The sequence below is a fragment of the Amycolatopsis sp. NPDC051371 genome (genome assembly GCF_040682155.1).
Taxonomy (GTDB): Bacteria; Actinomycetota; Actinomycetes; order Mycobacteriales; family Pseudonocardiaceae; genus Amycolatopsis.
In genome coordinates this window covers 25,442-51,061 of the sequence record NZ_JBFBAG010000053.1, presented here as the reverse complement: position 1 = coordinate 51,061, position 25,620 = coordinate 25,442, and the positions used below count along the sequence as shown (strand labels likewise).

Annotated in this window: 23 protein-coding genes and 1 riboswitch; of the genes, 12 read left to right on the top strand and 11 right to left on the bottom strand. The window is 72.2% G+C overall.

Annotated features, from left to right (window positions below; genetic code table 11):
• The first annotated feature begins 257 nt into the window (after window positions 1–257).
• Entirely contained in the window at window positions 258–1,004 is a 747-nt protein-coding gene (locus tag AB0M59_RS43935; protein WP_364627645.1) for an adenosylcobinamide-GDP ribazoletransferase, read from the top strand.
• Window positions 1,005–1,035: 31 nt separating this feature from the next.
• Window positions 1,036–1,734, top strand: coding sequence for a YafY family protein (locus AB0M59_RS43930; RefSeq protein ID WP_364627643.1), 699 nt, complete (start codon window positions 1,036–1,038; stop codon window positions 1,732–1,734).
• On the opposite strand, the gene AB0M59_RS43925 is transcribed toward AB0M59_RS43930, so the two are convergent.
• The 5 genes from AB0M59_RS43925 to AB0M59_RS43905 all read right to left on the bottom strand — a co-directional run bounded on the left by AB0M59_RS43925 (window position 1,718) and on the right by AB0M59_RS43905 (window position 7,059).
• On the bottom strand, window positions 1,718–2,074 hold the full coding sequence (locus tag AB0M59_RS43925; RefSeq protein ID WP_364627641.1) for a VOC family protein: 357 nt from the start codon (window positions 2,072–2,074) through the stop codon (window positions 1,718–1,720). The two genes, AB0M59_RS43930 and AB0M59_RS43925, sit on opposite strands and share 17 nt — an antisense overlap.
• A gap of 84 nt (window positions 2,075–2,158) precedes the next feature.
• A complete protein-coding gene (gene cobC / locus AB0M59_RS43920; RefSeq protein WP_364627639.1) occupies window positions 2,159–3,175 on the bottom strand; it encodes an Rv2231c family pyridoxal phosphate-dependent protein CobC in 1,017 nt (338 codons plus the stop codon).
• Window positions 3,168–4,499 carry a cobyrinate a,c-diamide synthase gene (locus AB0M59_RS43915; protein WP_364627637.1) on the bottom strand — a complete coding sequence of 444 codons (1,332 nt, stop codon included), beginning with the start codon at window positions 4,497–4,499 and terminating at the stop codon, window positions 3,168–3,170. The genes cobC and AB0M59_RS43915 overlap by 8 nt, the downstream gene beginning before the upstream one ends.
• Entirely contained in the window at window positions 4,493–5,107 is a 615-nt protein-coding gene (gene cobO / locus AB0M59_RS43910) for a cob(I)yrinic acid a,c-diamide adenosyltransferase (RefSeq protein WP_364627635.1), read from the bottom strand. Before cobO ends, AB0M59_RS43915 begins: the two co-directional genes overlap by 7 nt.
• On the bottom strand, window positions 5,107–7,059 hold the full coding sequence (locus AB0M59_RS43905; protein WP_364627634.1) for a putative cobaltochelatase: 1,953 nt from the start codon (window positions 7,057–7,059) through the stop codon (window positions 5,107–5,109). The genes cobO and AB0M59_RS43905 overlap by 1 nt, the downstream gene beginning before the upstream one ends.
• 196 nt (window positions 7,060–7,255) lie before the next feature.
• Between AB0M59_RS43905 and cbiE the strand changes: the two genes are divergently transcribed.
• The 6 genes from cbiE to AB0M59_RS43875 are packed head-to-tail and all read left to right on the top strand — an operon-like array spanning window position 7,256 to window position 14,684.
• A complete protein-coding gene (gene cbiE, locus AB0M59_RS43900; protein WP_364627632.1) occupies window positions 7,256–8,383 on the top strand; it encodes a precorrin-6y C5,15-methyltransferase (decarboxylating) subunit CbiE in 1,128 nt (375 codons plus the stop codon).
• A gap of 43 nt (window positions 8,384–8,426) precedes the next feature.
• Window positions 8,427–9,188 (top strand): precorrin-4 C(11)-methyltransferase, encoded by a 762-nt coding sequence (cobM, locus tag AB0M59_RS43895; RefSeq protein ID WP_364627630.1) that lies wholly within the window; start codon window positions 8,427–8,429, stop codon window positions 9,186–9,188.
• Window positions 9,185–10,201, top strand: coding sequence for a Gfo/Idh/MocA family oxidoreductase (locus AB0M59_RS43890; RefSeq protein WP_364627629.1), 1,017 nt, complete (start codon window positions 9,185–9,187; stop codon window positions 10,199–10,201). Before cobM ends, AB0M59_RS43890 begins: the two co-directional genes overlap by 4 nt.
• Window positions 10,198–10,917: a cobalt-precorrin-6A reductase gene (locus AB0M59_RS43885; RefSeq protein WP_364627627.1), complete on the top strand. Its 720-nt coding sequence runs from the start codon at window positions 10,198–10,200 to the stop codon at window positions 10,915–10,917. The genes AB0M59_RS43890 and AB0M59_RS43885 overlap by 4 nt, the downstream gene beginning before the upstream one ends.
• Window positions 10,914–11,573 (top strand): 5,6-dimethylbenzimidazole synthase, encoded by a 660-nt coding sequence (gene bluB, locus AB0M59_RS43880; protein WP_364627625.1) that lies wholly within the window; start codon window positions 10,914–10,916, stop codon window positions 11,571–11,573. The genes AB0M59_RS43885 and bluB overlap by 4 nt, the downstream gene beginning before the upstream one ends.
• A gap of 18 nt (window positions 11,574–11,591) precedes the next feature.
• Window positions 11,592–14,684, top strand: coding sequence for an arabinosyltransferase domain-containing protein (locus AB0M59_RS43875; RefSeq protein WP_364627623.1), 3,093 nt, complete (start codon window positions 11,592–11,594; stop codon window positions 14,682–14,684).
• Between the two features lie 70 nt (window positions 14,685–14,754).
• Here AB0M59_RS43875 and AB0M59_RS43870 read toward each other — a convergent pair whose 3' ends face one another.
• The 5 genes from AB0M59_RS43870 to AB0M59_RS43850 are packed head-to-tail and all read right to left on the bottom strand — an operon-like array spanning window position 14,755 to window position 18,958.
• Window positions 14,755–15,477: a GNAT family N-acetyltransferase gene (locus AB0M59_RS43870; protein WP_364627622.1), complete on the bottom strand. Its 723-nt coding sequence runs from the start codon at window positions 15,475–15,477 to the stop codon at window positions 14,755–14,757.
• On the bottom strand, window positions 15,456–16,946 hold the full coding sequence (locus AB0M59_RS43865) for a precorrin-2 C(20)-methyltransferase (protein ID WP_364627620.1): 1,491 nt from the start codon (window positions 16,944–16,946) through the stop codon (window positions 15,456–15,458). The genes AB0M59_RS43870 and AB0M59_RS43865 overlap by 22 nt, the downstream gene beginning before the upstream one ends.
• A complete protein-coding gene (locus AB0M59_RS43860) occupies window positions 16,943–17,566 on the bottom strand; it encodes a precorrin-8X methylmutase (protein WP_364627619.1) in 624 nt (207 codons plus the stop codon). Before AB0M59_RS43860 ends, AB0M59_RS43865 begins: the two co-directional genes overlap by 4 nt.
• Window positions 17,563–18,639: a precorrin-3B synthase gene (locus AB0M59_RS43855; RefSeq protein WP_364627617.1), complete on the bottom strand. Its 1,077-nt coding sequence runs from the start codon at window positions 18,637–18,639 to the stop codon at window positions 17,563–17,565. Before AB0M59_RS43855 ends, AB0M59_RS43860 begins: the two co-directional genes overlap by 4 nt.
• Window positions 18,640–18,643: 4 nt before the next feature.
• A complete protein-coding gene (locus AB0M59_RS43850; RefSeq protein WP_364627616.1) occupies window positions 18,644–18,958 on the bottom strand; it encodes a DUF6191 domain-containing protein in 315 nt (104 codons plus the stop codon).
• Between the two features lie 107 nt (window positions 18,959–19,065).
• Here AB0M59_RS43850 and AB0M59_RS43845 point away from each other — a divergent pair, with 107 nt between their 5' ends.
• The 3 genes from AB0M59_RS43845 to AB0M59_RS43835 are packed head-to-tail and all read left to right on the top strand — an operon-like array spanning window position 19,066 to window position 21,077.
• The gene (locus tag AB0M59_RS43845; RefSeq protein ID WP_364627614.1) at window positions 19,066–19,992 is read left to right on the top strand and encodes an ABC transporter ATP-binding protein; all 927 of its coding nucleotides are present in this window, start codon (window positions 19,066–19,068) and stop codon (window positions 19,990–19,992) included.
• Window positions 19,989–20,840 carry an ABC transporter permease gene (locus AB0M59_RS43840; RefSeq protein ID WP_364627613.1) on the top strand — a complete coding sequence of 284 codons (852 nt, stop codon included), beginning with the start codon at window positions 19,989–19,991 and terminating at the stop codon, window positions 20,838–20,840. Before AB0M59_RS43845 ends, AB0M59_RS43840 begins: the two co-directional genes overlap by 4 nt.
• A 3-nt stretch (window positions 20,841–20,843) precedes the next feature.
• Window positions 20,844–21,077 (top strand): helix-turn-helix transcriptional regulator, encoded by a 234-nt coding sequence (locus tag AB0M59_RS43835; RefSeq protein ID WP_155541712.1) that lies wholly within the window; start codon window positions 20,844–20,846, stop codon window positions 21,075–21,077.
• Here AB0M59_RS43835 and AB0M59_RS43830 read toward each other — a convergent pair.
• Window positions 21,074–21,802, bottom strand: coding sequence for a hypothetical protein (locus AB0M59_RS43830; protein WP_364627611.1), 729 nt, complete (start codon window positions 21,800–21,802; stop codon window positions 21,074–21,076). The genes AB0M59_RS43835 and AB0M59_RS43830 overlap by 4 nt on opposite strands.
• Before the next feature lie 91 nt (window positions 21,803–21,893).
• A riboswitch (cobalamin riboswitch) is annotated at window positions 21,894–21,965 on the top strand.
• 49 nt (window positions 21,966–22,014) lie between these two features.
• On the opposite strand from AB0M59_RS43830, the gene cobN reads away from it, so the two are divergent.
• Complete coding sequence (cobN, locus tag AB0M59_RS43825; protein ID WP_364627610.1) at window positions 22,015–25,578, top strand: cobaltochelatase subunit CobN; 3,564 nt, start codon at window positions 22,015–22,017, stop codon at window positions 25,576–25,578.
• Window positions 25,579–25,620 lie beyond the last annotated feature (42 nt).

Sequence of the window (25,620 nt, the reverse complement as noted above, 5' to 3'; positions counted from 1 at the left end):
GGTGCGCCCAGCACAACCAAAGTGGCCTTCCGTGCGCCCAACGCACCCAAGGCGGCCCCCGGTGCGTCCGGCGCACCCAAAATGGCCCTCGGTGCGCCCAGCACAACCAAAGTGGCCTTCCGTGCGCCCAACGCACCCAAGGCGGCCCCCGGTGCGTCCGGCGCACCCAAAATGGCCCTCGGTGCGTTGGCTGCAACCGAGGGGCCCTTCGGTGCGTTCAGCGCACCCAACGCAACCGAGGCCACCTTGGGGCGCGCATGAGCCGCTGGGCCGACTCCGCGCGGATGGCCGTCGGGACGCTGACCACCGTTCCCGTCCCGGCGCCCCGCGTCATCGATCGCCGCGTTGCCGGTGGCGCCATGATGCTCGGCCCGCTCGCCGCCCTTCCGCTCGCCGCGGTCGCCGGGCTCATCGTCGCCGGTGGAATCGCGCTGCACCTCCCCTCTCTCGCCACCGCGGCCCTTGCGCTGGGAGCCGTCGCCCTCGGGAGCCGGGGCCTGCACCTCGACGGGCTCGCCGATACCGCCGACGGCCTCGGTGCCTCCTACGATCGCGCCAAGGCCCTTGACGTCATGCGCCGCGGCGACTCCGGGCCCACCGGCGTTGCGACGCTCGTCTTCGTCCTGCTCGTCCAGGTCGGTGCCCTCGCCGGGGCCGCGCACCCCGTCTCCGCGGTCGTCGTGAGCGTGCTCGTCGGACGCTGCACGCTCTCCATGTCCTGCGCGCGTGGTGTGCCGTCCGCGCGGCCGGAAGGGCTTGGTGCCACCGTCGCCGGGTCGGTGCCGAGGACCGTCGCGGTCGTGATCGCCGTGGCCGCCGGCGGGCTCGCCGCGCTGATCCCCGGGACGGACTGGTGGCGGGGCCCCCTCGCCGTGGCCATCGCCTACGTCGTGACCGCGGCCCTCCTCATCAGGTGCACCAGACGCCTCGGCGGCGTCACCGGCGACGTCCTCGGCGCCGGGGTCGAGGTCGCTGTCGCGGCCGCGTTGCTCGCACTCGTCTGAAAACGTCGTACCTCCTCCCTACAGTGAGCGCGTGAACCGGACCGACCGTCTCTACGCACTCGTCGAAGAACTCCGCGCCATCGCGCCCCGCCCGCGCAGTGCGCGCTGGCTCGCCGACCGGTTCGAGGTCAGCGCGCGCACGATCGAACGCGACATCGGCGCCCTGCAGCAGTCGGGCGTGCCGATCTACGCCGAGCCCGGCCGCACCGGCGGATACTGCCTCGACAAGGCGCACACGCTGCCGCCGGTCAACCTGACGCCCAGTGAGGCTGTCGCCATGGCGCTCGCGCTGAAACACCTCGACGGCACGCCGTTCCGCGCCGAGGCCGCCTCGGCGCTGCGCAAGCTCGTCGCGGCGATGCAGCACGACGACGCCACCGCGGCCCAGGACCTGGCCGCCCGCGTCCACGTGCTCGGCAAGAGCTCGCCCCCGCCGATACCGCGGGAGATCGCCGACGCGCTCGCCGCCGGCCGCGTCCTGCGCATCGGCTACGGCGACCGCCAGGGCGCCGTGACGCGGCGGGAGATCGAGCCGCTCGGATACGTCGGCAAGCCGACGCACTGGTACCTGATCGCGTGGTGCCGGCTGCGCAAGGAAATCCGCGCCTTCCGCACCGACCGGATCACGTCCGTGACGGTCACGGCCGAAGTGCCCCCGCTCCGCTTGCTGCGGCGCGAGGACCTCGACATCCCCTACGGCGTGGTCGAGCAGCTCAGCTTGGCGGGGTGAACACCGAGAAGTGGTTGCCGGCCGGGTCGAGCAGGTGCGCGAAGGTCACGCCGACCGGATTGACCGCCGGTGGCCGCTGTACTCGCCCGCCGGCGGCCTCGACCTTCCGGCAGGCGGCGTCGACGTCCTCGACGAGCACGCTGAAGATCGCGTAGTTCTCCGTTCCGGTGAACAGCCCGCCGCGTGAGCCCCCGGTGTCGATGACCCGGTAGGCCGGGCTGGTGCTGGCCGTTTCGTCCTGGCCGGTCTGCCAGCCGAAGACCTCGCCGTAGAACCGTTCGGCGGCAGCCGGGTCGTCGGTGCCGATCTCGAACCAGGCGACGTCGTTGAAGCGGGGCATGGCGGTCCTTTCGCCGTCACACCGGGCCTTTCCCGGCGACGAAGACCACTTTCCCGGGTGCCGGCGACAACCCCCTGTCGGTGTTTACCAGATTTTTCGGAGCGCGCTCAAGAACGCATCCGTCACGTCGCGGTCGCGGACCGCCAGGCGCAAGTGGTCCGGGCCGAGGCCGGGGAACGTGTCGCCCCTCCGCACCGCGTAGCCCGCTTCCCGCAGCCGCGCGCGCACCGAAGCGCCGTCCGGGACGCGCACCAGCACGAACGGGCCTCGCGGGTCGCCCAGCACGGGGACGCCCGCGTCCGCCAGGCCGGACACCAGGTACTCGCGGTCCGATTCCGCCGCCACAGCAAGCTTTTCCGCTTCCTCCAAAGCGGACTGACGGCAGCACGCCACCGTCGCCACCCCGGCCAGCGTGGACACCGACCACGGCACCTGCACCGCCCGCAGCCGCTCGACGACGTCCGCCGAAGCGAGCACGTACCCCGCCCGCAGCCCGGCCAGGCCCCACGTCTTCGTCAGGCTGCGCAGCACGACGACGCCAGGTACGCCGGCAGCGAGGCTTTCGCTTTCGCCCGCCACGGCGTCCAGAAAGGCCTCGTCGACCACGAGCAGCCGCCCGGGCCGGGCCAAGGAACGCAAGACCGCCGCCGGGTGCAGCACCGACGTCGGGTTCGTCGGGTTGCCCACGAACACCAGGTCTGCGTCGGCCGGGACCAGCACCGGGTCGAGCACGAAACCGTCCGCTTCGGACAGGATCACGCGCGAGACGGCGTGCCCGGCTGCCCGGAGTGCCGCCTCCGGCTCGGTGAACTGCGGGTGCACGACCACCGCGCGCCGCGGCCGGAGCGCCGAAGCCAGCAGCGTGAACGCCTCCGCCGCACCCGCGGTGACCAGGACTTCCGAAGGGGGACGGCCGTGCCGCGAAGCGATCGCCCGTGAGGCATCCACAGTGGACGGATAAGCAGCCAGGGTGTCCAGAGCGGACGCCAGCTCCTGACGCAGCCACGCGGGCGGGCGCGGCAGCCGGACGTTCACGGCGAGGTCGACCAGCCCCGGCCCGACCTCGCGGTCACCGTGGTGGTGCAGGTCGTAGTCACGCATGAGCTCGGACCCGCGCCGCGAACCGCTGGGCCAGCTCGGGATACCCGGCCCAGTGGACGTGCAGGTAGGACGCGTGCAGCGTCGGCGACGCGAAACCGTCCAGCTGCCGATCCCAGCCCCAGGCCGCCGAAACGCCGTGCGACGGCGTGACCTCGGTGCGGTGGAACTCGTGCCCGGTGACGCGCTGCCCGGCCGCGACCATCAGGTTGTCCTCGACGGCGACCGCGCGCCGGTAGCCGAGCTTGCCGCGGGCGGTCATCTTCGCGTCCGCGGGGATCGCGCCGACCATCGGCAAGCCGTCCAGCGACTGGCACAGGTACAGCAGGCCCGCGCATTCCGCGCTCACCGGCATACCCTGGGAAATCGCCGAAGCCACCTCAGCACGCAACGGCGTGTTCGCCGACAGCTCCGCCGCGTGCACCTCGGGGAACCCGCCGCCGAAGTACAGCCCGGCACACCCGTCGGGCAAAGCCTTGTCCCGCAACGGGTCGACGTCGACCACGTCGACCCCGCACGCGGCCAGCAGCTCGATGTTCTCGGTATAGCGGAACGTGAACGCCGGCCCGCCCGCGGCCGCAACCGTCACCCGTGGACCATCCACACCGGACGGTTCCCACGCAGGAGCGGAAAGCGAAGACGCCGCCGAAGCGATCCGGACGATCGCTTCGAGATCGACCCCGTCCCGCACCCACGCGGCCAGCGACGGCAGCACGCGCTGCGCGTCGACGGCTCGTTCGGCCGCCGGGACGAGCCCGAGGTGCCGGCTCGGCGCATGTATCTCTTCGTTGCGGTACAACGCCCCCAGCAGCGGGACGCCGGTGGCCTCCAGCGCGGCCGCGATCTCGTCGAGGTGCCGCTGCGAGCCCAGCTTGTTGAGGATGACCCCGGCCAGCCGCACCCGCGTGTCGTAGGAAGCGAACCCGAGCACGGTCGCGGCGACACTGCGCGACGCCGCCGAGGCGTCCACCACCAGCACCACCGGCGCGTCCAGGAGCCGGGCGACGTGTGCGGTCGAGGCGTAGCCCTCGGTGCCGAGCGCGCCGTCGAACAGGCCCATCACGCCTTCGATGACGGCGATGTCGGCACCGGCCGAACCGTGCCGCAGCAAGGGGATCAGCCGGTCCTCGCCCTGCAGGAACGGGTCCAGGTTGCGCGCGGGACGCCCGGTCGCGAGGGCGTGGTAGCTCGGGTCGATGAAATCGGGGCCGACCTTGTGCCCGGAGACGCGGTGCCCGGCCTCGCGCAGCGCCGCCATCAGCCCGGCGGCGATGGTGGTCTTGCCGTGCCCCGAGCCGGGCGCGGCGACGACCACGCGCGCTACCACTCGATCCCCCGCTGGCCCTTCTGGCCGGCGTCCATCGGGTGCTTGACCTTGGTCATCTCGGCGACGAGGTCGGCGGCCTCGATCAGCTCCGGCGGCGCGTACCGGCCGGTGATGACGACGTGCTGGTGCCCCGGCCGCGAGACCAAAGTGGACACGACGTCGTCGACTTCGAGCCAGCCCCACTTCAGCAGGTAGGAGAACTCGTCGAGGACGTAGAAGTCGTGTGTCTCGGCGGCGAGCCGGCGCTTGATCTCCGCCCACCCCTCACGCGCGTTCGAAGCGTGGTCCTCGTCGGTGCCGGACTTGCGCGCCCAGCTCCAGCCCTCGCCCATCTTGTGCCACTCGACCGGCCCGCCCTCGCCGGTGTCGTCGTGCAGCTTGCCCAAGGCGCGGAACGCGGCTTCCTCGCCGACGCGCCACTTCGCCGATTTGACGAACTGGAACACGCCGATCGACCAACCCTGGTTCCAGGCGCGCAGCGCCATGCCGAACGCGGCAGTCGACTTGCCCTTCATCTCGCCGGTGTGCACAGCGAGCAGCGGCCGGTTGCGGCGCTGGCGCGTGGTCAGCCCGTCGGCCGGGACGACGTCCGGTTTCCCCTGCGGCATCAGGCAGCCCTTCCGGTGCGTGCGCGGACGGCGTCCGCCAACGACTCGGCGGCGACGTCGGACAGCGGCACGTGCTCGCCGCCGAGGTGCGCGGCGAGGTCGGCGGCCAGGCCGAGCCGCATCTTGCCGCTTTCGCAGTCCATCACGATGGTGGTGACGCCGGTGAGAAGCCCGGCCGCGGCCTGGGCGCGCGCGACGGCGTCGGGGCCGCTGGTGGCGCGGCCGTCGGTGACGACGACCAGCAGCGGACGGCGCCGCGGGTCGCGGATCTCCTCGACGCGCAGCACCCGCGCGGCCTCCAGGAGGCCTTCCGCGAGGGGCGTCCGGCCGCCGGTCGGCAGGCCTTCGAGGCGGGACGCGGCCGCGTCGACGCTGATGGTCGGCGGCAGCGCGAGCTCGGCGGCGTTCCCGCGGAAGGTGACGAGCCCGACCTTGTCGCGGCGCTGGTAGGCGTCGAGCAGCAGGGACAGCACCGCGGACTTGACCTCGCGCATCCGCGCCTTGGCGCCCATCGAGCCGGACGCGTCGACGCAGAACAGCACGAGGTTGCCTTCGCGGCCTTCGCGCAGCGCGAAGCGGAGGTCCTGCCGGCGCAGCTTCAGCCCGGCGCCGTCGCGGCCGCGCGCTTTCTGGTGCGGCGCCGCGGCTTTCACGGTCGCGACCAGGTGCGGCCGGCCGTCCCGGACGCTCGGGGGCTGGACGCCGATGGTGCGGCCGCTGTCGGTGATCGCGCGCGAACGGCGTCCGCGCTCGCCTTCGCCCGTGCCCTTGACCCGGAACACGCGTGCCTTGAACGTCTCGCCGGCGCCGACGGTCTTCTGCTGCCCGCCACTCTGCTGTTGCCGGGGCTCGCCCTGCGGCGCGTCTCCCTGGGGAACTTCCTGCGGCGCTTCCTCGGGCGTCGACCCGGAGCCGGGGCCGTCGTCTTCGGGGCCCGGCTCCGGGGGCTGGGCGTCCTGAAGTGCCTGCTCCAGCTGCTCTTCGGAGATCCCGGGAGCGTCGAACGGGTTCCGGCGGCGCCGGTGCGGCAGCGCGAGCCGCGCGGCGACGCGGACGTCGTCGGTGGTCACCTCGTCGCGGCCGGCCCAGGCCGCGTGCGCGACGGCGGCGCGCGCGGTGACGATGTCCGCGCGCATGCCGTCGACCTCGAAGGACGCGCAGATCTCGGCGATCTGGCGCAGCGCGTCGTCCGGCAGCTTGACCGCGGGCAGGAGCTTCTGCGCCGACTCGATCTCTTCGGCCAGCCGGGCGTCTTCACCGGCGTACTGCGCGGCGAAACCGTCCGGATCGGCTTCGTAGGCGAGGCGGCGCCGGACGACCTCGACGCGCTGCTCCGGGTCCCGGCTGGAGGCGACTTCGACGGTCAGCCCGAACCGGTCCAGCAGCTGCGGCCGCAGCTCGCCTTCCTCGGGGTTCATGGTGCCGATCAGCACGAACCGCGCGGCGTGCGACACGGAGACGCCCTCGCGCTCCACGGTCGCGCGGCCCATCGCGGCGGCGTCGAGCAGGGTGTCGACGAGGTGGTCGTGGAGGAGGTTGACCTCGTCGACGTAGAGCAGCCCGCGGTGCGCGGCGGCCAGGAGGCCCGGCTGGTAGTCCGTGACGCCTTCGCCCAGCGCGCGTTCCAGGTTCAGCGAGCCGACGACGCGGTCTTCGGCCGCGCCGACCGGCAATTCGACCAGCTTCGCCGGTCGCCGGTGGCTCTTCGCTCCGTCGTGCGGGCCGTCCGGGCAGAGCGGGTCCGGGGCCGCGGGATCGCAGGAGAACCGGCAGCCGTCCACGACGTCGACGCCGGGCAGCAGACCCGCGAGCGCGCGGACGATGGTCGACTTCGCCGTGCCCTTCTCACCACGCACCAGCACGCCGCCGACCGCGGGGGAAATCGAGGAGAGGACCAGCGCCAGGCGCAGGTCCGGCAGCCCGACGACGGCGGTGAACGGGTACGGCTTCAACAGCACTCCTGAGGTCGGCGACCGGCCGATCATCGCACAGCGCCGGGCTCGCTTAGGGTGGGAAATCGTGCGCGAAAAATCACGTCGACCTGCAACGGGACACGCCGCTCCCGACCTGACCCGCGAGGGGTCCGGGGGCGTGCCCCCGGCGTGGGGTCCGGAGGCTCGGCCCCGGGAAAGCAGAGCACGCCTCACCGTGGTGGGCATCGGGGCCGACGGGTGGCCCGGGCTCTCCGAACAGGCCCAGGCTCTGGTGCTCGGCGCCGACGTCGTCATCGGGGCGCCGAGGCAGCTGGCGTACCTGCCTGACGACGTCCCGGGCGAGCCGTGGCCGTCGCCGTTGCTGCCGGGACTCGACGCGCTCATCGCGGAGCATGTCGGGGAACGGATTTGCATCCTGGCCAGCGGAGATCCGTTTTTGTCGGGGGTCGGCACTACGCTCGTGGCACATGGATACGAGGTCGAGGCGCTGCCCGCGCTCTCGTCGGTGACACTGGCCCGGGCCCGGCTGGGCTGGTCCGCCGAAGAGACCGAGGTGGTGACGCTCGTCGGCCGGTCGCAGGCCCGCGTCGCCCGGGTGCTGGCGCCGGGGCGGCGGGTGCTCGTCCTGGGTGCCGACGCGGCGGCGTTGCGCTCCTTGCTGACCGTGCGCGGGTACGGCGAGAGCGAGCTGTTCGCGCTGGAAAACCTGGGCGGGCCGGACGAGCGCATCACCGACGGCTGGGCCGGCGAACCCGGTCCGCTGACGGTGTTCGCGCTGATGTGCGAGGGTCCGGCGCTGCCCCTGATCGGCATCCCGGACGACGTGTACTCCCACGACGGCCAGCTGACCAAGCGCGACCTGCGGGTCTCGGCGCTGGCGCGGCTCGCGCCGAGCCCCGGCGAGCTGCTGTGGGACATCGGCGCGGGCGCGGGCAGCGTCGGGATCGAATGGTCGCGGCTGCACGGCATGAACCGCGCCATCGCGATCGAGCGCGATCCTTCGCGGGCGGAGCGGATCGGGCGGAACGCGCTGGACCTGGGTGTTCCGGAGCTGGAGGTGGTGACGGGCCCGGCCCCGGAGTCGTTGACCGCGCTCCCGCGCCCGGACGCGATCTTCATCGGCGGCGGCCTGACCGCACCGGGGCTGCTGGACGCGTGCCTGGCCACCGGCGCCCGGCTGGTGGCGCACGGGGTGACGCTGGAAGCCGAGCAGGTGCTGGCGCGCACGTACGAGCAGCACGGAGGAGAACTGGTGAGGATCGGTGTCGAGCGGGCCGCTCCCCTCGGCGGGTTCACGGGCTGGACCCCTGCCCGGGTCGTGACGCAGTGGAGCAGCCAGTGACCGTCGCCGTGAACCCGCCCTCGATCACCCCGCGGAGCAGCCGATGACCGTGCACTTCGTCGGCGCGGGACCCGGTGCCGCGGACCTCATCACCGTCCGGGGCCGGGACCTCCTCGCCCGCTGCGCCGTCTGCCTCTACCCCGGCAGCATGACCCCGCCCGACCTGCTCGCGTACTGCCCGCCCGAAGCGACCCTGGTCGACACCGCCGGCCTCAGCCTCGAAGAAATCGTCGGAAAGCTCGTCGAGGCGCACGAGAACGGCCACGAAGTCGTCCGGCTGTGCTCCGGCGATCCCTCTCTTTACAGCGCCGTCGCCGAGCAGGCCCGGCGGCTCGACGCGGAGAACGTCCCCTACGACGTCGTACCCGGCGTACCCGCCTTCGCCGCTTCGGCCGCCGCGCTGAAACGCGAACTCACCGTGCCCGAAGTCGGGCAGAGCCTGGTGATCACCCGCGTCCAGGCGCGATCCACCAAGATGCCGCCCAAGGAAACCCTCGCCGCCTTCGCCGCCACCGAGGCGACACTCGCGCTGCACCTCGCGATCAACCACGTCGAGCGCGTGACCAAGGAGCTCACTCCCCATTACGGCGCCGACTGCCCCATCGCCGTGGTCGCGCTGGCGACCCAGCCCGGGGAGACGATCGTGCGCGGGGTACTCGGCGAACTTCCCCAGAGAGTCCGCGAGGCCGGAATGACGCGGGCTGCCACCATCTTCGTCGGCCGGGTGCTCGCCGCCGCGGGCTTTCCGGACAGCTTCCTCTATTCCAGTGCCCGCGACCGGGCGAACCAACCGGAGTCGTTGTGACGCACCTGCGCTGGGGCCTGCTGGCCGCCGGGACCATCGCCGCCCACTTCGCCGCGGGCGTCGACGAAAGCAAGCACGGCACGCTCACCGCCGTCGCGGCGCGCAACGGCGACCGTGCCCGCGACTTCGCCACCCGCTTCGAGATCCCCAAGGCCTACGGCAGCTACGAGGACCTCCTCGCCGACCCGGACGTCGACGCCGTGTACGTCTCGACGCCGCACGCGCTGCACAAGGAATGGGCCATCGCCGCGATCGAAGCCGGCAAGCACGTGCTCTGCGAGAAGCCCCTGACGATCACCGCCGCCGACGCCCAAGAGGTGATCGACGCGGCTCGCGCGCACGACGTCTTCCTCATGGAGGCGTTCATGTACCGCCTGCACCCGCAGACGCGGCGGCTGGTCGAGCTGATCGCGAGCGGCGCCATCGGCGAAGTCCGCGCGGTCGACACGACGTTCTCCTTCGACAGCAACCCGGAGGAGACCGCCCGCCTGTCCGACCCGGCGCTCGGCGGCGGCGGGATCCTCGACGTCGGCTGCTACTGCACGTCGCTGGCGCGGCTGGTCTCCCAGGCCGCGACCGGGCAGGACGTCGTCGAGCCGGTCGAGGTCAGCGGGATGGCGAAACTGTCGCAAACGGGCGTCGACGAGTACGCCACCGGCCTGCTGCGCCTGCCCGGCGACATCCTCGCGACGATCTCGTGCGGCATCCGGCTCACCCGCGAAGACGGCATCCGCGTGTTCGGCTCGCGCGGCCGGCTCTACGTGCCGCAACCGGCGTGGATCCACCCGTTGCGCAAGCCCGGTACCTCCCGGATCATCCTGACGCCGGCCGACGGCGAGCCCGAGGTCATCGAGGTCGAAGCGACTCAGGGCGTCTTCGCGCGCGAAGCGGACCACGTCGCGGCGCACGTCGGCGACCGGCAGGCGCCGGAGCTGACCTGGGCCGAGACGCTGGCCAACATGCGCACGCTCGACCGGTGGCGCGAGGCCGTCGGCTACGGACGCCCGCAGTGATCCTCATCCTCGGCGGCACGGGCGAAGCGCGGAAGCTCGCCGAAGAGCTTGTAAGAAGCGAAGTCCACGTCGTGTCTTCGCTCGCCGGCCGCGTCGCACGGCCACGGCTCCCGGTCGGCGAAGTACGCGTAGGCGGCTTCGGCGGCGCGGAAGGTCTCGCGGCCTGGCTGCGCGAGAACGACGTGAAAGCCGTTGTGGACGCGACACACCCCTTCGCCGAGCGCATCGGCGCGAACGCGGCGAAAGCGTCCGAGCTGACCGGAATCCCCCTCCTCCGGCTCGCCCGGCCGGGCTGGCAGCCGGGACCCCAAGACGTCTGGCATTGGGCCGACGACCTCGCCGATGCCGCCCGACAGCTCCCCGACCTGGGCAGACGCGTCTTCCTCACCAGCGGCCGCCAGGGTCTGCCGGCCTTCGCGCACCTCGACGACCTGTGGTTCCTGATCCGCTGCGTCGACCCGCCCGAGCCGCCGCTGCCCCGCCACCACGAGCTGATCCTCGCGCGCGGGCCGTACGAAGTGGCGGCCGAACGTGAGCTGCTCCGCCGCACAGACGTCCTGGTCACCAAGGACTCCGGCGGCCCGCAGACCAGCGCGAAACTGACCGCGGCGCGCGAACTGGGCAAACCCGTCCTCCTGATCCGGCGACCGCCGCGACCGGAAACGGAGACCGCCGAGACCGTGCCCGAAGCCGTCGAATGGGTCCTGAACCGATGATCGAAGAGTTCTACGAAGTCCTGCGCAAACGCCGGGACGTCCGCGGCGAGTTCACCGGCGAGCCGATCCCCGAAGCCACCCTGCTCAGGATCCTCGAGGCCGCGCACGCCGCACCCAGCGTCGGTCTCACCCAGCCCTGGGACTTCGTGCTGGTCGACGACCACACGACGCGCGAGACGTTCGCGAGGCACGTCCACGAGGAGCGCGAGGTCTTCGCGGACCAGCTCACCGAAGACCGCGCGAGCACCTTCGCGAACATCAAGATCGAAGGCATCCTCGAGTCGAGCCTCGGCGTCGTCGTCACCTACGACCCGGCCCGCGGCGCGCCCGACGTCCTCGGCCGGCACGCCATCGCCGACGCCGGCCTCTACTCGGTGTGCCTCGCGATCCAGAACCTGTGGCTCGCCGCGACCGCCGAAGGCCTCGGCGTGGGCTGGGTCAGCTTCTACCGCGAGCCGTTCCTCGGCGAGCTGCTCGGCATCCCGGACGGGATCCGGCCGGTCGCGTGGCTCTGCGTCGGCCCGGTGAGCAAGCTGGAAACCGTGCCCGACCTGGAGCGCCACGGCTGGCGCAACCGCCGTCCCCTGGCCGACGCCGTGCACCACGGGCGCTTCACCCCGCGTGATCCGGGGGTTGCGTCAGCCGCCGACCTCTGACCCGTTAGCGTTGCGCCGATGCGTCTGATTGCCGTAGCGCTGGGGCTGCTCTCGGCCTTGTGCGCGCTGGCTTTCCCCTTCCTGCCGGTGGTGCAGGACACGGCGGAGGTCGTCTGGCCGACCGGCAGCGACACCCGCTCCGTCAACGCGCCCTTGACCGGGTACTGGGCGCAGGACCTGCGCGCCGAACTGCCGTGCGCGGCCATCCGCTCGGTCGACGCCCGCACCGGCGGCCCGGGCCTGCTCTTCGCCACCGTGCCGGACGGCCGCACCGACCCGAACGCCGGCAAGGGCGTCGGGCTGCAGCTGCGCGTCGACAACGGCGTGCTGTTCGCCTCCAGCCAGGGCCAGCAGATCGCCCAGCAGCCGCTGCCCGCCGAGAAGTGCGATGTCGAGCTGGACGTCGACGCGACGCAGATGACCCTCGCCGTGGCCGGAACACCGATCTTCCACGCCAACGGCGACGTCCGGCCCCGCGTGGTCGGTATCTACTCTTCGATCAACTCGAGCAAGGACCCGATCGCCGGCCTGCACGTCTCGGTCGTGCCGGACACGCGCTACCAGACGTCGCCGACCGCGCTGAAGATCGGCGTCGGCGTGCTCGCCGTGCTGTCGCTGATCGGCTGCATGATCGCGGTCTGGCGCCGCGACTCCGGCTCCGCGAGACGCGCGCCGCGCTGGGCGCCGGTCGGCTGGTGGCGGCTGACGCTGCGGGACACGACGGTGATCGCCGCGCTCGGCGCGTGGGTCTTCATCGGGCCGGTGACCTCGGACGACGGCTACATCCTGACGATGGCCCGGGTCACCGAGCAGACCGGGTTCCTCACGAACTACCACCGCTGGTTCGGGGTCGCCGAAGCGCCGTTCGGCTGGTTCTACCACGTGTTCGAGCTGATGGCGCACGTCAGCGTGGTGCCGCCGTGGATCCGGCTGCCGTCGTTCCTGCTCGGCGTCCTGAGCTGGCTGCTGATCAGCCGCGAGGTCATGCCGCGCCTCGGCGCCCAGGTGCGCACCAGCCGCCCGGCCAGCTGGGCGGCGGCGACGGTCTTCCTGGTCTGGTGGATGCCCTACAACAACGGCGTCCGGCCCGAACCGGTCGCCGCGCTCGGCTCGCTGCTGGCGATCTGCGCCGTCGAACGCACCCTGGTGACGCGGCGGCTGCTGCCGCTGTGCCTCGGCCTGACCGCGGCCGGGTTCACCCTGGCCGCGACGCCGACCGGGCTGATCGCGGTGGCGCCGTACCTGGTCGCCGCGCGCCCGCTGTTCAAGCTGATCCGCCAGCGCGCCAACGAGAACGGCTGGCTGCCGGTGCTCGCGCCGGTCGCCGCGGCCGGGCTGCTGGTGCTGGTCGTGGTGTTCGCCGACCAGACCTTCGCGACGGTCCAGGAGGCGACCCGGATCCGCACGCAGGTCGGCCCGAACCTGTCGTGGTTCCAAGAGCTCGCGCGCTACCAGCTGTTGTTCGCCGATCTACCGGACGGTTCGGCGCCACGCCGGTTCCCGGTGCTGCTGGTCGTGCTGTGCACCGCCACCTGCCTGGTGATGCTGCTGCGCCGCGGCCGCATCCAGGGCGCGTCGCTCGGCCCCGCGCGCCGCCTGATCGGCACGACGGCGCTGTTCTTCCTGCTCCTGGCGCTGACGCCGACGAAGTGGACGCACCACTTCGGCGCGTTCGCCGCGGTCGGGGCGTCGATGGCTGCGCTCACCGCGCTCGCGACCAGCTCGACCGTGCTGCGGTCCAAACGCAACCGCGCCGCGTTCCTCGCCGGGCTGCTGGTCGTCGGCGCGCTGGCGGCGACCGGGCCCAACACGTACTGGTTCGTCTCGCGCCTCGGCGTCCAGTGGACGAACGTGGCGCCGTCGATCGGCGGCATCGGCCTGTCCACGATCCTGCTGGTGGCGGCCGCGATCGCCGGGATCTACGCGTTCGTCGAGAACGTCCGCGCGCACCGGCCCGGGCTGCCGGCCCAGCCGCAGGAGGGCAGGCTGCGCGCGCTGCGGCTCGGTTCGCTGTCGCTGGTGGTGGTCTGCGGCCTGGTCGCGGCGGGCGAGTTCGTCACGATGGCGTGGGCGATCCACAACCAGGCCGGCAGCTACAGCCTGGGCGCGGCGAACGTCGGGCACCTGTTCGGCAAGAGCTGCAACCTGTCCGACCACGTGATGGTGGAGCGCGACGCGGCGACGAGCATCCTGCACCCGCAGTCCGAGCAGCGGACGGTCGCGGAGAAGCCCAAGGAGCCGGACTCGCCGCTGCCGAACCCCGACCAGGACAACGGCCGCGTCCAGACCGGCTTCCACACCCGCTCGGTCGACGACAAGGACCCGCTGGCCGAGCCGCCGCACGGGTTCACCCCGGAGACCGTGCCGATGTGGTCGAGCTACCTCGACCCGGAGACGCGCGCGGGTCGCCTGCGCAGCGACTGGTACGCGCTGACGGAGAAGCCGGCGGACGGCCAGATCGTGGTGGCCACGGCCGGCGCGGCCCGCCGCCCGACGTCGGTCAGCCTCGACTACGGCGTCAACACCCCGGAGGGCGTGAAGGTGGTGCGCAGCCAGTTCATGCTCCCGCCGGGCTCGGGCACGGGTGGCTGGAACGACACGCGCATCAACCTGCGCGACCTGCCCCCGGAGACGAACGCGGTCCGCATCAACATCGTCGACAACGACCTGACGGAGGACGGCTGGATCGCGGCGTCGGCCCCGCGCGTCCCGACGTTCACGACGCTGACGGACAAGATCGGCTCGAAGCCGGTGTACGTCGACTGGCCGGCGTCGTTCGTGTACCCGTGCGTCCAGCCGGTGACGTCCCACGACGGGATTTCGCAGGTGCCGGAGTACCGCATCACGGCGGGCGGCCTGGCGGACGAGGCCGAGTGGGCGTCGTCGACGAACGGCGGGCCGATCGGGTGGCTGGAGGAGCTGGCCGAGGAGCCCGAGGTGCCGAGCTACCTGATCGGGCAGCCGAGCCAGTCGTGGGGCCAGCTGCTGCAAATCGAGCCGTTCACCGAAGGCATCGCGCCGACCGTGGTGCACGGGGAGAAGACCGTGCCGGGCTGGTGGTCCCCGGGACCGGGGCCGAGCCAGCCGAACGGCAAGGACCCGACGCGCTGACCCCGGTCGTGAGTGAGAAACAGTGTTCTAACCCTGTTTCTCACTCACGACAAGCCGCGGCAGACTCGGGTCAGGGGGTCCACGCCGTCCGGCGGTGGAGCCGAAACCCGGCCCGCTCCAGATTCGCCACGCTCGGTGAGCCGGGGCGGGCCGTCGCCACCGCCAGGGTGCAGCCCTCGGCCGCGGCCGCTTCGAGGCGGTGGCGCAGCAGGGTCGGCTGCGCTCCCCGGCCGCGGAACTCCGGGAGAGTCGAGGCCGCGCCGAGGATCGCCACCCCGGCGTCGATCGTCATGCCCGCGGCCGCGATCGGCGTCTCCCCCTCCCGCAGCAGGAAGCGCCGCATGATCGGGAGCCGGTGTTCCGCGGCCATGAACTCCGCCACCGGCCCGGTCACCCCGAACCCGGTCAGCAGGACGCGCACGAACACCTCCGCGTCGGCCTGTTCCCCAGGCGAGGCCGGCGTGGGCTCCAGCCCGCGGACGGCCAGGAACCGCTCGCCCGCCGGCACCAGTCCCGGCACCGGCAGGCCCGCCGGGGCGACGACCGCCGGGTGGACGCCGTCCCACTCCGGCGAACGCAGCAAGCCGGCCACCTCGGGCAGCGTCTCCGGCGTCACCCCGGTCACCGTCGACAGGTACGCGAGCGCGGGGTCGGTCGCCAGCACCGCCAGCGACCCCGCGTGCTCCCACGCGCGGAACCGGCCGGGCACTCCGGCCGCCGACGCCGCCTCGCCCGCCATCGCCGCCCGGCGGTGCAACGCCCGCTCGGCCGTCAGTAGCTGCGCGGGGTCCACACCACCCCGTTCTCCGCGCGGGTCTTCGACGAACCCACGATCAGCAGGCAGCGCATGTCCACTGTGGACGGATCGAGGTCGCCGAGGGTCGTGATCCGGATGTCCTCCTCCGGGCCGCCGACGTCCCGCGCCACCACGACCGGGGTCTCCGGAGCGCGGTGCCGCAGCAAGACATCGCGCGCGTCCGTGAGCTGAGTCGTCCGGGAGCGCGACGCCGGGTTGTACAGCGCCAGCACCAGGTCCGCCGCGCCCGCCGCGTCCAGGCGCTTCTCGATGATCTCCCACGGCTTGAGCCGATCGGACAGCGACAGCACGCAGTAGTCGTGCCCGAGCGGCGCACCGACCCGCGACGCCGCCGCCTGGGCCGCCGTCACACCCGGGACGATCCGCACCCGGACGCCCGCGCCGTGCCCCGAGGACACCTGCTCCAGCACCGCCGACGCCATCGCGAACACCCCCGGGTCACCCGAGGAAACGACAGCCACCCGGGAACCGCCGGAAGCCAGCGACAACGCCTCGCGAGCCCGGTCCGCCTCGACGCGGTTGCCCGACGCGTGCCGCTGCTGCCCTGCCTTCTGCGGCACCCGCGCGACGTACGGCCCGTACCCGACGATGTGCTCGGCGGCCGAAAGCTCCGCCGCGGCCTCGGGTGTCAGCCACTCCGGGCCCGCCGGGCCGAGGCCGACGACGACCACTTCGCCACCCGCGGCCGGCGAAGGAGATTCAGCGGGAGCTGGCGAAACCCGGGACGCGTAAGCCGGCGAAGGCAGCAGTGCCAGCGAAAAGTAAGGCACCGTCGAAGGATCCACCGAAGCGAGAGGCTCGATCCGCTGCTGCCCCCAGGTCGCGCGCTCGACGTAGACGGCGTCGTCGAGCTTCCCGGCCTCCTCGAAGGCCTCCCGCACCGAGCCGAACGTGCGGCCCAGCTTCAGCACCGCCGCCGCGTCGGTGTCCGCGAGCCGCCGGGCCAGCTCCGGCGCCGGTAGCGTCCCCGGGAGCACGGTCAGCACCTCGTCGCGCTGCACCAGCGGCCGGCCGAGCACCGACGACGCCGCGCTCACCGACGTCACGCCGGGCACGACGACCGCGTCGAACCGCCCGGAAAGCCGTTCGTGCATGTACATGTACGAGCCGTAGAAGAAGGGATCGCCTTCGCAGAGCAGGACGACGTCGCGTCCCGCGTCGAGGTGCTCGGCGAGCCGCTTCGCGCAAAGCTCGTAGAAGTCCGCGATCGCACCCTCGTAGCCACCGGGGTGGTCGGTCGTCTCGGTCGTGACCGGGTAGACGAGCTTCTCCTCGACCTGCCCCTCGCGCAGGTACGGCTCGGCGACCGACCGCGCGATGCTGCGTCCGTGGCGCGCGCAGTGGTAGGCGATCACCGAAGCCTCGGAGATCAGCCGCGCCGCCTTGACCGTCATCAGTTCCGGGTCGCCGGGGCCGAGCCCGACGCCGTAGAGCGTCCCGGTCATTCTTCGGCGCTCGCGAGGGCGTTGATCGCGGCGACGGCCATCGCGCTGCCGCCACGACGTCCGTGCACCACCAGGTACGGCGCCGGTGCCTGCTTGGCGAGCTCCACTTTGGACTCGGCGGCGCCCACGAAGCCGACCGGCACGCCGATGATCGCCGCGGGCGCGCCGACGCCTTCGTCGAGGATCTCCAGCAGCCGGAACAACGCGGTCGGCGCGTTGCCGATCGCCACGACCGAGCCGGGCAGCTTGTCGCGCCACAGTTCCAGCGCCGCCGCCGAACGCGTCGTGCCCATCCGCTCGGCCAGTCCGGGCACGCTCGGGTCGGAGAGCGTGCAGACCACCTCGTTGCCCTCGGGCAGGCGACGCCGCGTGACGCCGCTGGCGATCATCTGCGCGTCGCACAGGATCGGCGCGCCGGCTTCGAGGGCGGCGCGGCCGGACTCGACGACGTCGAGCGTGTAGCGCAGGTCGTCGACCAGATCGACCATGCCGCAGGCGTGGATCATGCGGACCGCCAGGCCCGCCACGTCGTCGGGCAGGATCGCCAGGTCCGCCTCCTCGCGGATCGTGGCGAACGAGTGCCGGTAGATCTCGGCACCGTCCCGCAGGTAGTCGATCACAGCTTCCCTTTCAGCTCGTCGAACGGCACCCATCGGCCGTCGACCCGATATCCATCCGCTTCGGCGACCACGTCCACATGGGACTGCGACGGCTTCCCGCACCGCCGTTCGCAGCCCGAGAAGTGCGCGCGCAGGCCCGGCTGGAAGACGGCGTCGGCCCGAACGTCGGCGCGCGACTTCGCGCAGCCGGGCCGGCCGATGCACGCGCTCGTGCCGAGCGGCACGCCACCGAAGCCCAGCCGCTCGAAGACGTCGGCGGGCACGTCCGGCAGAACCACGGACTTCCACGGCGTGACCAGCGCGGGACCGAACTCGGCGAGAGCCCGGGCTTGATCGGCGGTCAGCTGCCCGAAACGCGGCACGACCCCCGCCGCGAGCCCGCCGTCGTCGCGCTCGATGAGCCCGCCCGGGACCGCGGCTTCGGTGCGGGGCAGCGGCGTCCCGCGCCAGGCCGGGTCGTCGAGTTCGGCGACGCGCCAGGCTGACCCGCGCACGTCAAGGAACTTCAAGGCGACCTCGACCAATTCCGAGACGGCGTCGGCACGTGCCACGCGACGTCCGGTGTCGCCGCCCGCGAGCAGCAGAGTTCCTTCGGCAGGGCCGGTCGCCCGCCAGCAGACGTCGGCGCCTTCGCCCGCGACGTCGCCGCGTCCGTCGTCGAAGGCGAAGAGGAACCGGCCGGGCAGCGACGTGAGTTCCGGCGTCGCGCACAGGAGCGAGTCCAGCGAAGCCGCCAAGCCCCGGACGTCGGCGAGTCCGCCGCGCACCCCGCTCAACGGCGACGCGAGGACGTTGCGCACCCGCTCGTGCGACGGCGAAGGCAGCAGGCCGGCGTCGGTCAGCTGCGCCGCGAGGCCGGGCCGGGTGACGCCGCGCAGCTGGACGTTGCCGCGCGAGGTGAGGTGGAGGTCGCCGTCGCCGCACTCTTCGGCGCAGGCGGCCAGCGCGCGCAGCTGCGCTGCGGAAATCGTGCCGCCGGGCAGGCGCACGCGGGCCAAGGGGCCATCGGCGGCGTCGTGGGGAGCGAAAACACCCGGGCACGCGTCGGCTCGCACACGTGCTGGGGTCGGCATGGGGTCACTGTAGCTGGCGGTTTTCCGGCTCCGGCGGGTCCGAACGGGGCCGGATCCGGGCGATTCCGGCCTCCAGATCCACGTCACGCCACGGAGGCGCGCCTTCGGCGTCCTGCTCGACGAGCATCGACATCGTTTCCCGGTGTTCCAGCTCACGCCGCTTGGTGCCGTAGAGGAAGGCGGTCGTCTCCTCGATGTACGTCGCGGACAGCCGCGCCTTGAAGCGCGAGCCGTTCTTGCGCGGCCGCAGCTCGATCGCGGCCATGACCAGCAGGATCACGACGCCACCCGGGAGAGCCAGCCCCAGCCAAGTACCCATGCCCGGCGAACCGGATGACCGCCGGTCAAGTTCCCCTCGCAGCAGAAGTCTGATCGAATGTAGTAGGTGTGCTACATTCGATCGCACCAGTTCGATGGGGGTTGGCGATGAGAGATCCAGCTGTCCCCGTGGTCCGCGTGCGCGGGCTGCGGATGCGCTACGGCGCGAACGACGTGCTCCACGGCGTCGAGTTCGAGGCCCACCGGGGCGAGGTCGTGTGCCTGCTCGGGCCGAACGGCGCGGGCAAGACGACGACGATCGAGATCCTCGAAGGCTTCCGGATGCGGTCGGCCGGCGAGGTGAGCGTCCTGGGTGTCGACCCGGCGCACGGCGGTGAGGACTGGCGGGCGCGGCTGGGGGTCGTGCTCCAGTCCTGGCGCGACCACGGGAAGTGGCGCGTCCGGGAGCTGCTCGCGCACCTCGGCCGGTACTACGCGCCCTACTCGACGGACACGCACCCGCGGCCGTGGGACGCCGACGAGCTGATCGCGGCCGTCGGGCTCACCGAGCACGCGCAGAAGAAGATCAAGACCCTCTCCGGCGGCCAGCGGCGGCGGCTCGACGTCGCCATCGGCATCGTCGGGCGCCCTGAACTGTTGTTCCTCGACGAGCCGACCGCGGGCTTCGACCCGGAGGCGCGCCGCGAGTTCCACGACCTGGTGCACCGGCTCTCCGACGAGCTCGACACCACGATCCTGCTCACCACGCACGACCTCGACGAGGCCGAGAAGCTGGCCGACCGGATCCTCATCCTCAACGGCGGGCGCATCATCGCCGACGGCTCGGCCGACGCGCTGTCCCGGCAGATCGCCGGCGAGGCCGAGGTCCGCTGGACGCTCGACGGCCAGCGCTTCGTCCACTCGACGACCGAAGCGACGAAGTACGTGTACGACCTGTTCAAGCAGCACGGCGAAGCCGTCTCGGACCTCGAAGTGCGACGGGCGTCGTTGGAGGACACCTACATGACGCTGGTCCACCGCGCGGAAGCCGGCGGCGAGACGGAGCTGGGACTCCAGGAAGCGGGCGCCCGATGAACGCCAAGACCGCCGCGCTGCGCTCGGGGCTGGAGCGCGGGTGGATCGAGTTCAAGCAGACGTGGACCAACCGCGACGACGTGGTCGGCCAGTTCGTCTTCGTCGCGCTCTTCCTGGGCACGCTGTTCTTCATGCGGGACGCGACCCTGCCGGGCACCGGGTTCTCGCTCGGCGCGGCCACCGTGCCCGGCGTGCTCGGCGCCGGCGTCGTGTTCAACGGGCTGAACAGCGCGGCGGGCTACCTGGCCGTCGACCGCGAGGACGGCACGCTGCTGCGCGCCAAGGCGACGCCGAACGGCATGCTCGGCTACCTGGTCGGGAAGACGGCGGCGCTGTCGATGGCGCAGGTCACCGGCATCCTGCTGGTGCTCATCCCGTGCCTGTTCATGTTCGACTCGCTGGCCCCGAACGGCTTCTGGTCGTACCTGCACCTGCTCTGGGCGCTGGCGCTCGGGCTGGTCGCGACGCTGCCGCTCGGGGCCGCGCTGGGATCGCTCACGAACAGCCCACGCTCCATCGCGCTGATCACCCTGCCGATCATGGGCCTCGGCGCGATCTCGGGGATCTTCTACCCGGTCACCGCGCTGCCGGTGTGGGTGCAGGACATCGCGCAGGTGTTCCCGATGTACTGGCTGGGCCTCGGCATGCGCTCGGCGCTGCTGCCGGACAGCGCGATCGTCGTCGAGATCGGCCAGTCCTGGCGGCCGCTGCCGACCCTCGCGGTACTGCTCGCGTGGTCCGTGATCGGATTGGCCCTGGCCCCGGTGCTGCTCCGCCGCATGGCGCGGCGGGAAGCGGGTTCGTCGCTGGCGGAGCGCCGGGAGAAGGCCATGCAGCGTGTGGGGTGAGTCATGAGTGAGGTCGTCTACAACCGGATCGCGATGCTGCGCGCGGAACGGTCGATCTCGCGGCGCCAGCTGGCGGAGGCCCTGGGCGTGCACTACCAGACGATCGGGTACCTGGAGCGCGGCGAGTACAGCCCCAGCTTGTTCGTGGCGCTGCGGATCGCGGAGTTCTTCGAGGTCCCGCTGGAAGTCTTGTTCTCGACGAAGCCGTTCCCGCGGCTGGGAGAGCAGTCCGCTTAGGGCTTGCGCAGGTCGGCCTCGACGAGCGCGCGGACGACGTCGTCGCGCCGGGTCTCCCGGACCGTCCGGCTCAGCTCGACGTGCAGGAACGGCGTGCCGCCGGCGGCCTGGCTCTGGACGTTCGTCGTCCCGGCCAGGCCCCGGCACGGCTCGGCCCAGGCCCGGCGGACCCGGAACCCGGCGTCGGCGAGACGGGCGGCCGCGCGGCGGGCGGCGTCCCCGGCTTCGGCGGCCCCGGCCGAGAGCACGACGTCGGCCGCGGGCAGGGTCCGGTCCTTGAAGCCGTGCAGCTGGACCTGCGGCAGGCCGCGCCGGGCGAGCAGCGTGGTGACGGCGTGGAAGACGGTCCCGGTGTCGTGCGCGGGGTCTTCCCGGCGCCGGTGGGCACCGCCGACCGCGAGGATCGCGCCCGGGGTGCGCCGGAAGAGCCCGAGGCCGATCAGTTCGGTGAGCAGGTCGGACGAAGCGTGCGGCACCTCGACCACCAGCGAGGGTGGGGCGGACCGGTCGAAGACGTAGAGGCCCCAGGCGCGCTCGGAGCCCGGTTCCTGGAGGACGAGACTGTCGTCGTCGACCGAAAAGCCCAGCTCATCGAGGTGGTGGGGAGCACCGTCGAGCAGGGCCGCGAACCCCGTCTCGGCGGCTTCCAGCTCGGCCGCGGTCGCGGTGCGGTAGGGCCCGCGGCTCGACTGGGCGGCGGTGAAGTCGCGGAGGAAGGCTTCCAAGCCCCCAGGCTACCGAGCGCCGGTGAACGTCACCTTGACGCACCTCGACCGGCACCGGAGAGTGAGGGCGATACCCACGCGTCGGCAGGTGGAGGAACCCGGTGAGAGTCCGGGGCGGTCCCGCCACTGTCATCGGAGAGTGATCTTCGAGAGCCAGGAACTCCGGCCGGCGCGCCCGTCGACCCGGGGCGCGGACCCCGAGGAGGAACCTCGTGATCCTGCTTCTGTCCACTTCGGACACAGACCTGCTCAGCGCCCGCTCGGCCGACGGCGAATACCGGCTCGGCAACCCGGCCCGGCTCGACGTCGCCGAGCTGCCCGCGCTGCTGGACGGCGTCAAGATCGTCGTCGTCCGCATCCTCGGCACCCCGCGGAGCTGGCAGGAAGGCCTGGACACGCTGCGTGCGTCGGGCGCGCACGTCGTCGTCCTGGGCGGGGAGCAGACGCCGGACGCCGAGCTGATGAAGCTCTCGACCGTTCCGGCCGGCATCGCCGCCGAGGCCCACGCCTACCTCGCGCAGGGCGGCCCGGCGAACCTCACCCAGCTGCACCGGTTCCTCTCCGACACACTCCTGCTCACCGGCGACGGCTTCGAGCCGCCCGCTCGGCAGCCGGCGTGGGGCATCTTGGAACGGTCTTCGCAGGCCACGGGCCCGGTCATCGGGATCCTCTACTACCGGGCGCATCACCTGTCCGGGAACACGAACTTCGTCCACACCCTCGCCGACCGGATCGAAGCCGCGGGCGGGCGCGCGTTGCCGATCTACTGTGCTTCGCTGCGTACGCGCGAGCCGGAGATGATGGCCGAGCTGGGCAAGGTCGACGCGCTGCTGGTCACGGTGCTCGCGGCGGGCGGCACCCGGCCGTCCGAGGTGGGCGCCGGGGGCGACGACGAGGCGTGGGACGTCGCCGAGATGGCGGCGCTCGACGTCCCGATCCTGCAGGCGCTGTGCCTGACCAGCGACCGCGAGACCTGGGCGGCCAGCGACGAAGGCCTCTCGCCGCTCGACGCCGGGAACCAGATGGCCGTCCCGGAGTTCGACGGGCGGCTGATCACGGTCCCGTTCTCGTTCAAGGAGCTGGACGCCGACGGCCTCCCCCGGTACGTGCCGGACGCCGAGCGCGCGTCCCGCGTCGCTCGCATCGCGCTGGCGCACGCTCGCCTGCGGCACACGCCTCCCGCCGACAGGCGCATCGCGCTGATGCTGTCCGCGTACCCGACGAAGCACTCTCGCGTCGGCAACGCGGTCGGGCTGGACACGCCCGCGTCGACCATCGAGCTGCTGCGACGGATGCGGGAGCAGGGCTACGACCTGGGCGCGGACGCGTTCCCGGGCGTCGATCCCACCGGCACTGACCAGCCCGACGGTGACGCGTTGATCCACGCGCTGATCGCCGCGGGCGGTCAGGATCCGGAGTGGCTGACCGAGGAGCAGCTGGCCGGGAACCCGATCCGCGTGCCCGCTGCCCGCTACCTTTCGTGGTTCGAGGCGCTGCCCGCCGACCTGCGCGAGGGCGTCGAGGAGCACTGGGGCCCGGCGCCGGGCGAGCTGTACGTCGACAACGGCGACATCGTGCTGGCCTCGTTGCAAAGCGGCAACGTCATCATCATGATCCAGCCGCCGCGCGGGTTCGGCGAGAACCCCGTCGCGATCTACCACAACCCGGACCTGCCGCCGAGCCACCACTACCTGGCCGCGTACCGCTGGCTGGAGGAGGAGTTCGGGGCGCACGCCGTCGTCCACCTGGGCAAGCACGGATCCCTCGAGTGGCTGCCGGGCAAGACGGCCGGGCTCGCGGCGTCGTGCGCGCCGGACGCCGTGCTCGGGAACCTGCCGCTGGTGTACCCGTTCCTGATCAACGACCCGGGCGAGGGCGCGCAGGCCAAGCGGCGGGCGCACGCGACGATCGTCGACCACCTGATCCCGCCGATGGCGCGCGCGGAGTCGTACGGCGACATGGCTCGGCTGGAGCAGCTGCTCGACGAGCACGCGAACATCGCGGCGATGGACCCGGCGAAGCTGCCGGCGATCCGCGCCCAGATCTGGACGCTGATCCAGGCCGCGAAGCTGGACCACGACCTCGGCGTCGGCGAGCGTCCGCACGACGCGGAGTTCGACGACTTCCTGCTGCACATCGACGGCTGGCTGTGCGAGATCAAGGACGCCCAGATCCGCGACGGGCTGCACATCCTGGGCGCGGCGCCGGTCGGCGAGGCGCGCGTCAACCTCGTGCTGGCGATGCTGCGGGCGTCGCAGATCTGGGGTGGTCGCGAAGGCGCGGTGCCGGGACTGCGGTCAGCCCTGGGGCTGAAAGAAGACGCGTCGACGTCCGAAGTGGACGCGGTCGAGAAGACGGCGCGCGAACTCGTCCAGACGATGGAGATGCGGGGCTGGGACGCCACGGCGGTCGAGTCGGTGGCGCCGGACGAGGCTGTCGCACGGATTCTTTCGTTCGCGGCCACCGAGATCGTCCCGCGGCTGGCGGGTACGTCCGCCGAACTCGACGCCGTGTTGCACGCGCTGGACGGCGGGTACATCCCGGCCGGGCCGAGCGGGTCGCCGTTGCGCGGGCTGGTGAACGTGCTGCCGACCGGGCGCAACTTCTACACGGTCGACCCGAAGGCGATCCCGAGCCGGCTCGCTTGGGAAACCGGGCAGGCGCTGGCGGATTCTCTTCTTCGCCGATATCGCGACGACAATGGGGACTGGCCGCGGTCGGTCGGGCTGTCGGTGTGGGGGACGTCGGCGATGCGGACGTCCGGCGACGACGCGGCGGAAGTCCTGGCGCTGCTGGGGGTCCAGCCGGTGTGGGACGAGGCGTCCCGCCGGGTCACGGGCATCGAGGCGATCCCGCTGTCCGAACTGGGCCGGCCGCGCATCGACGTCACGATCCGGATCAGCGGCTTCTTCCGGGACGCGTTCCCGCACGTGATCGCCATGATGGACGACGCGGTCCGGCTGGTGGCCGCTCTGGACGAACCTGACTCGGAGAACTTCGTCCGGGCGCACGTTTCTTCCGACCTGGCCGCTCACGGTGATTCTCGCCGCGCGACGACGCGAATCTTCGGCTCGAAGCCGGGCGCGTACGGCGCGGGCTTGCTGCCGTTGATGGACAGCGGAAACTGGCGCGACGACAAGGATCTGGCGGAGGTGTACGCGGTCTGGGGCGGCTTCGCGTACGGCCGTGATCTCGATGGACGTCCCGCGCGCGAGGACATGGAGAACTCGTACAAGCGCATCGTGGTGGCGGCGAAGAACACGGACACACGCGAGCACGACATCGCGGATTCGGACGACTACTTCCAGTACCACGGCGGGATGATCGCGACGGTCCGGGCGTTGACGGGCACGGCCCCGGCGTCCTATGTGGGCGACAGCACTTCACCGGACGCGGTCCGCACACGGACGTTGGGCGAGGAGACAGCCCGGGTATTCCGCGCCCGGGTGGTCAACCCCCGCTGGCTGGCGGCAATGCGCCGCCACGGGTACAAGGGCGCGTTCGAGCTGGCGGCAACGGTGGACTACCTGTTCGGCTTCGACGCGACGGCGGGCGTCGTCGGCGATTGGATGTACGAGAAGCTGACCGAGTCGTACGTGCTGGACGAGGTGAACCAGGAGTTCCTGCGGCAGGCCAATCCGTGGGCCTTGCGGGGGATCGTGGAGCGGTTGAACGAGGCCGCGGATCGCGGACTGTGGGAAGAGCCGGACCCGGAGCTGCTGGCTCGCATGCGTGAGGTCTACCTGTCCCTGGAAGGTGACCTCGAGGCGGAGTAACTCGGAAACGCCCGGGAAACGCGGGCCGGAGTTGGGTGGCGG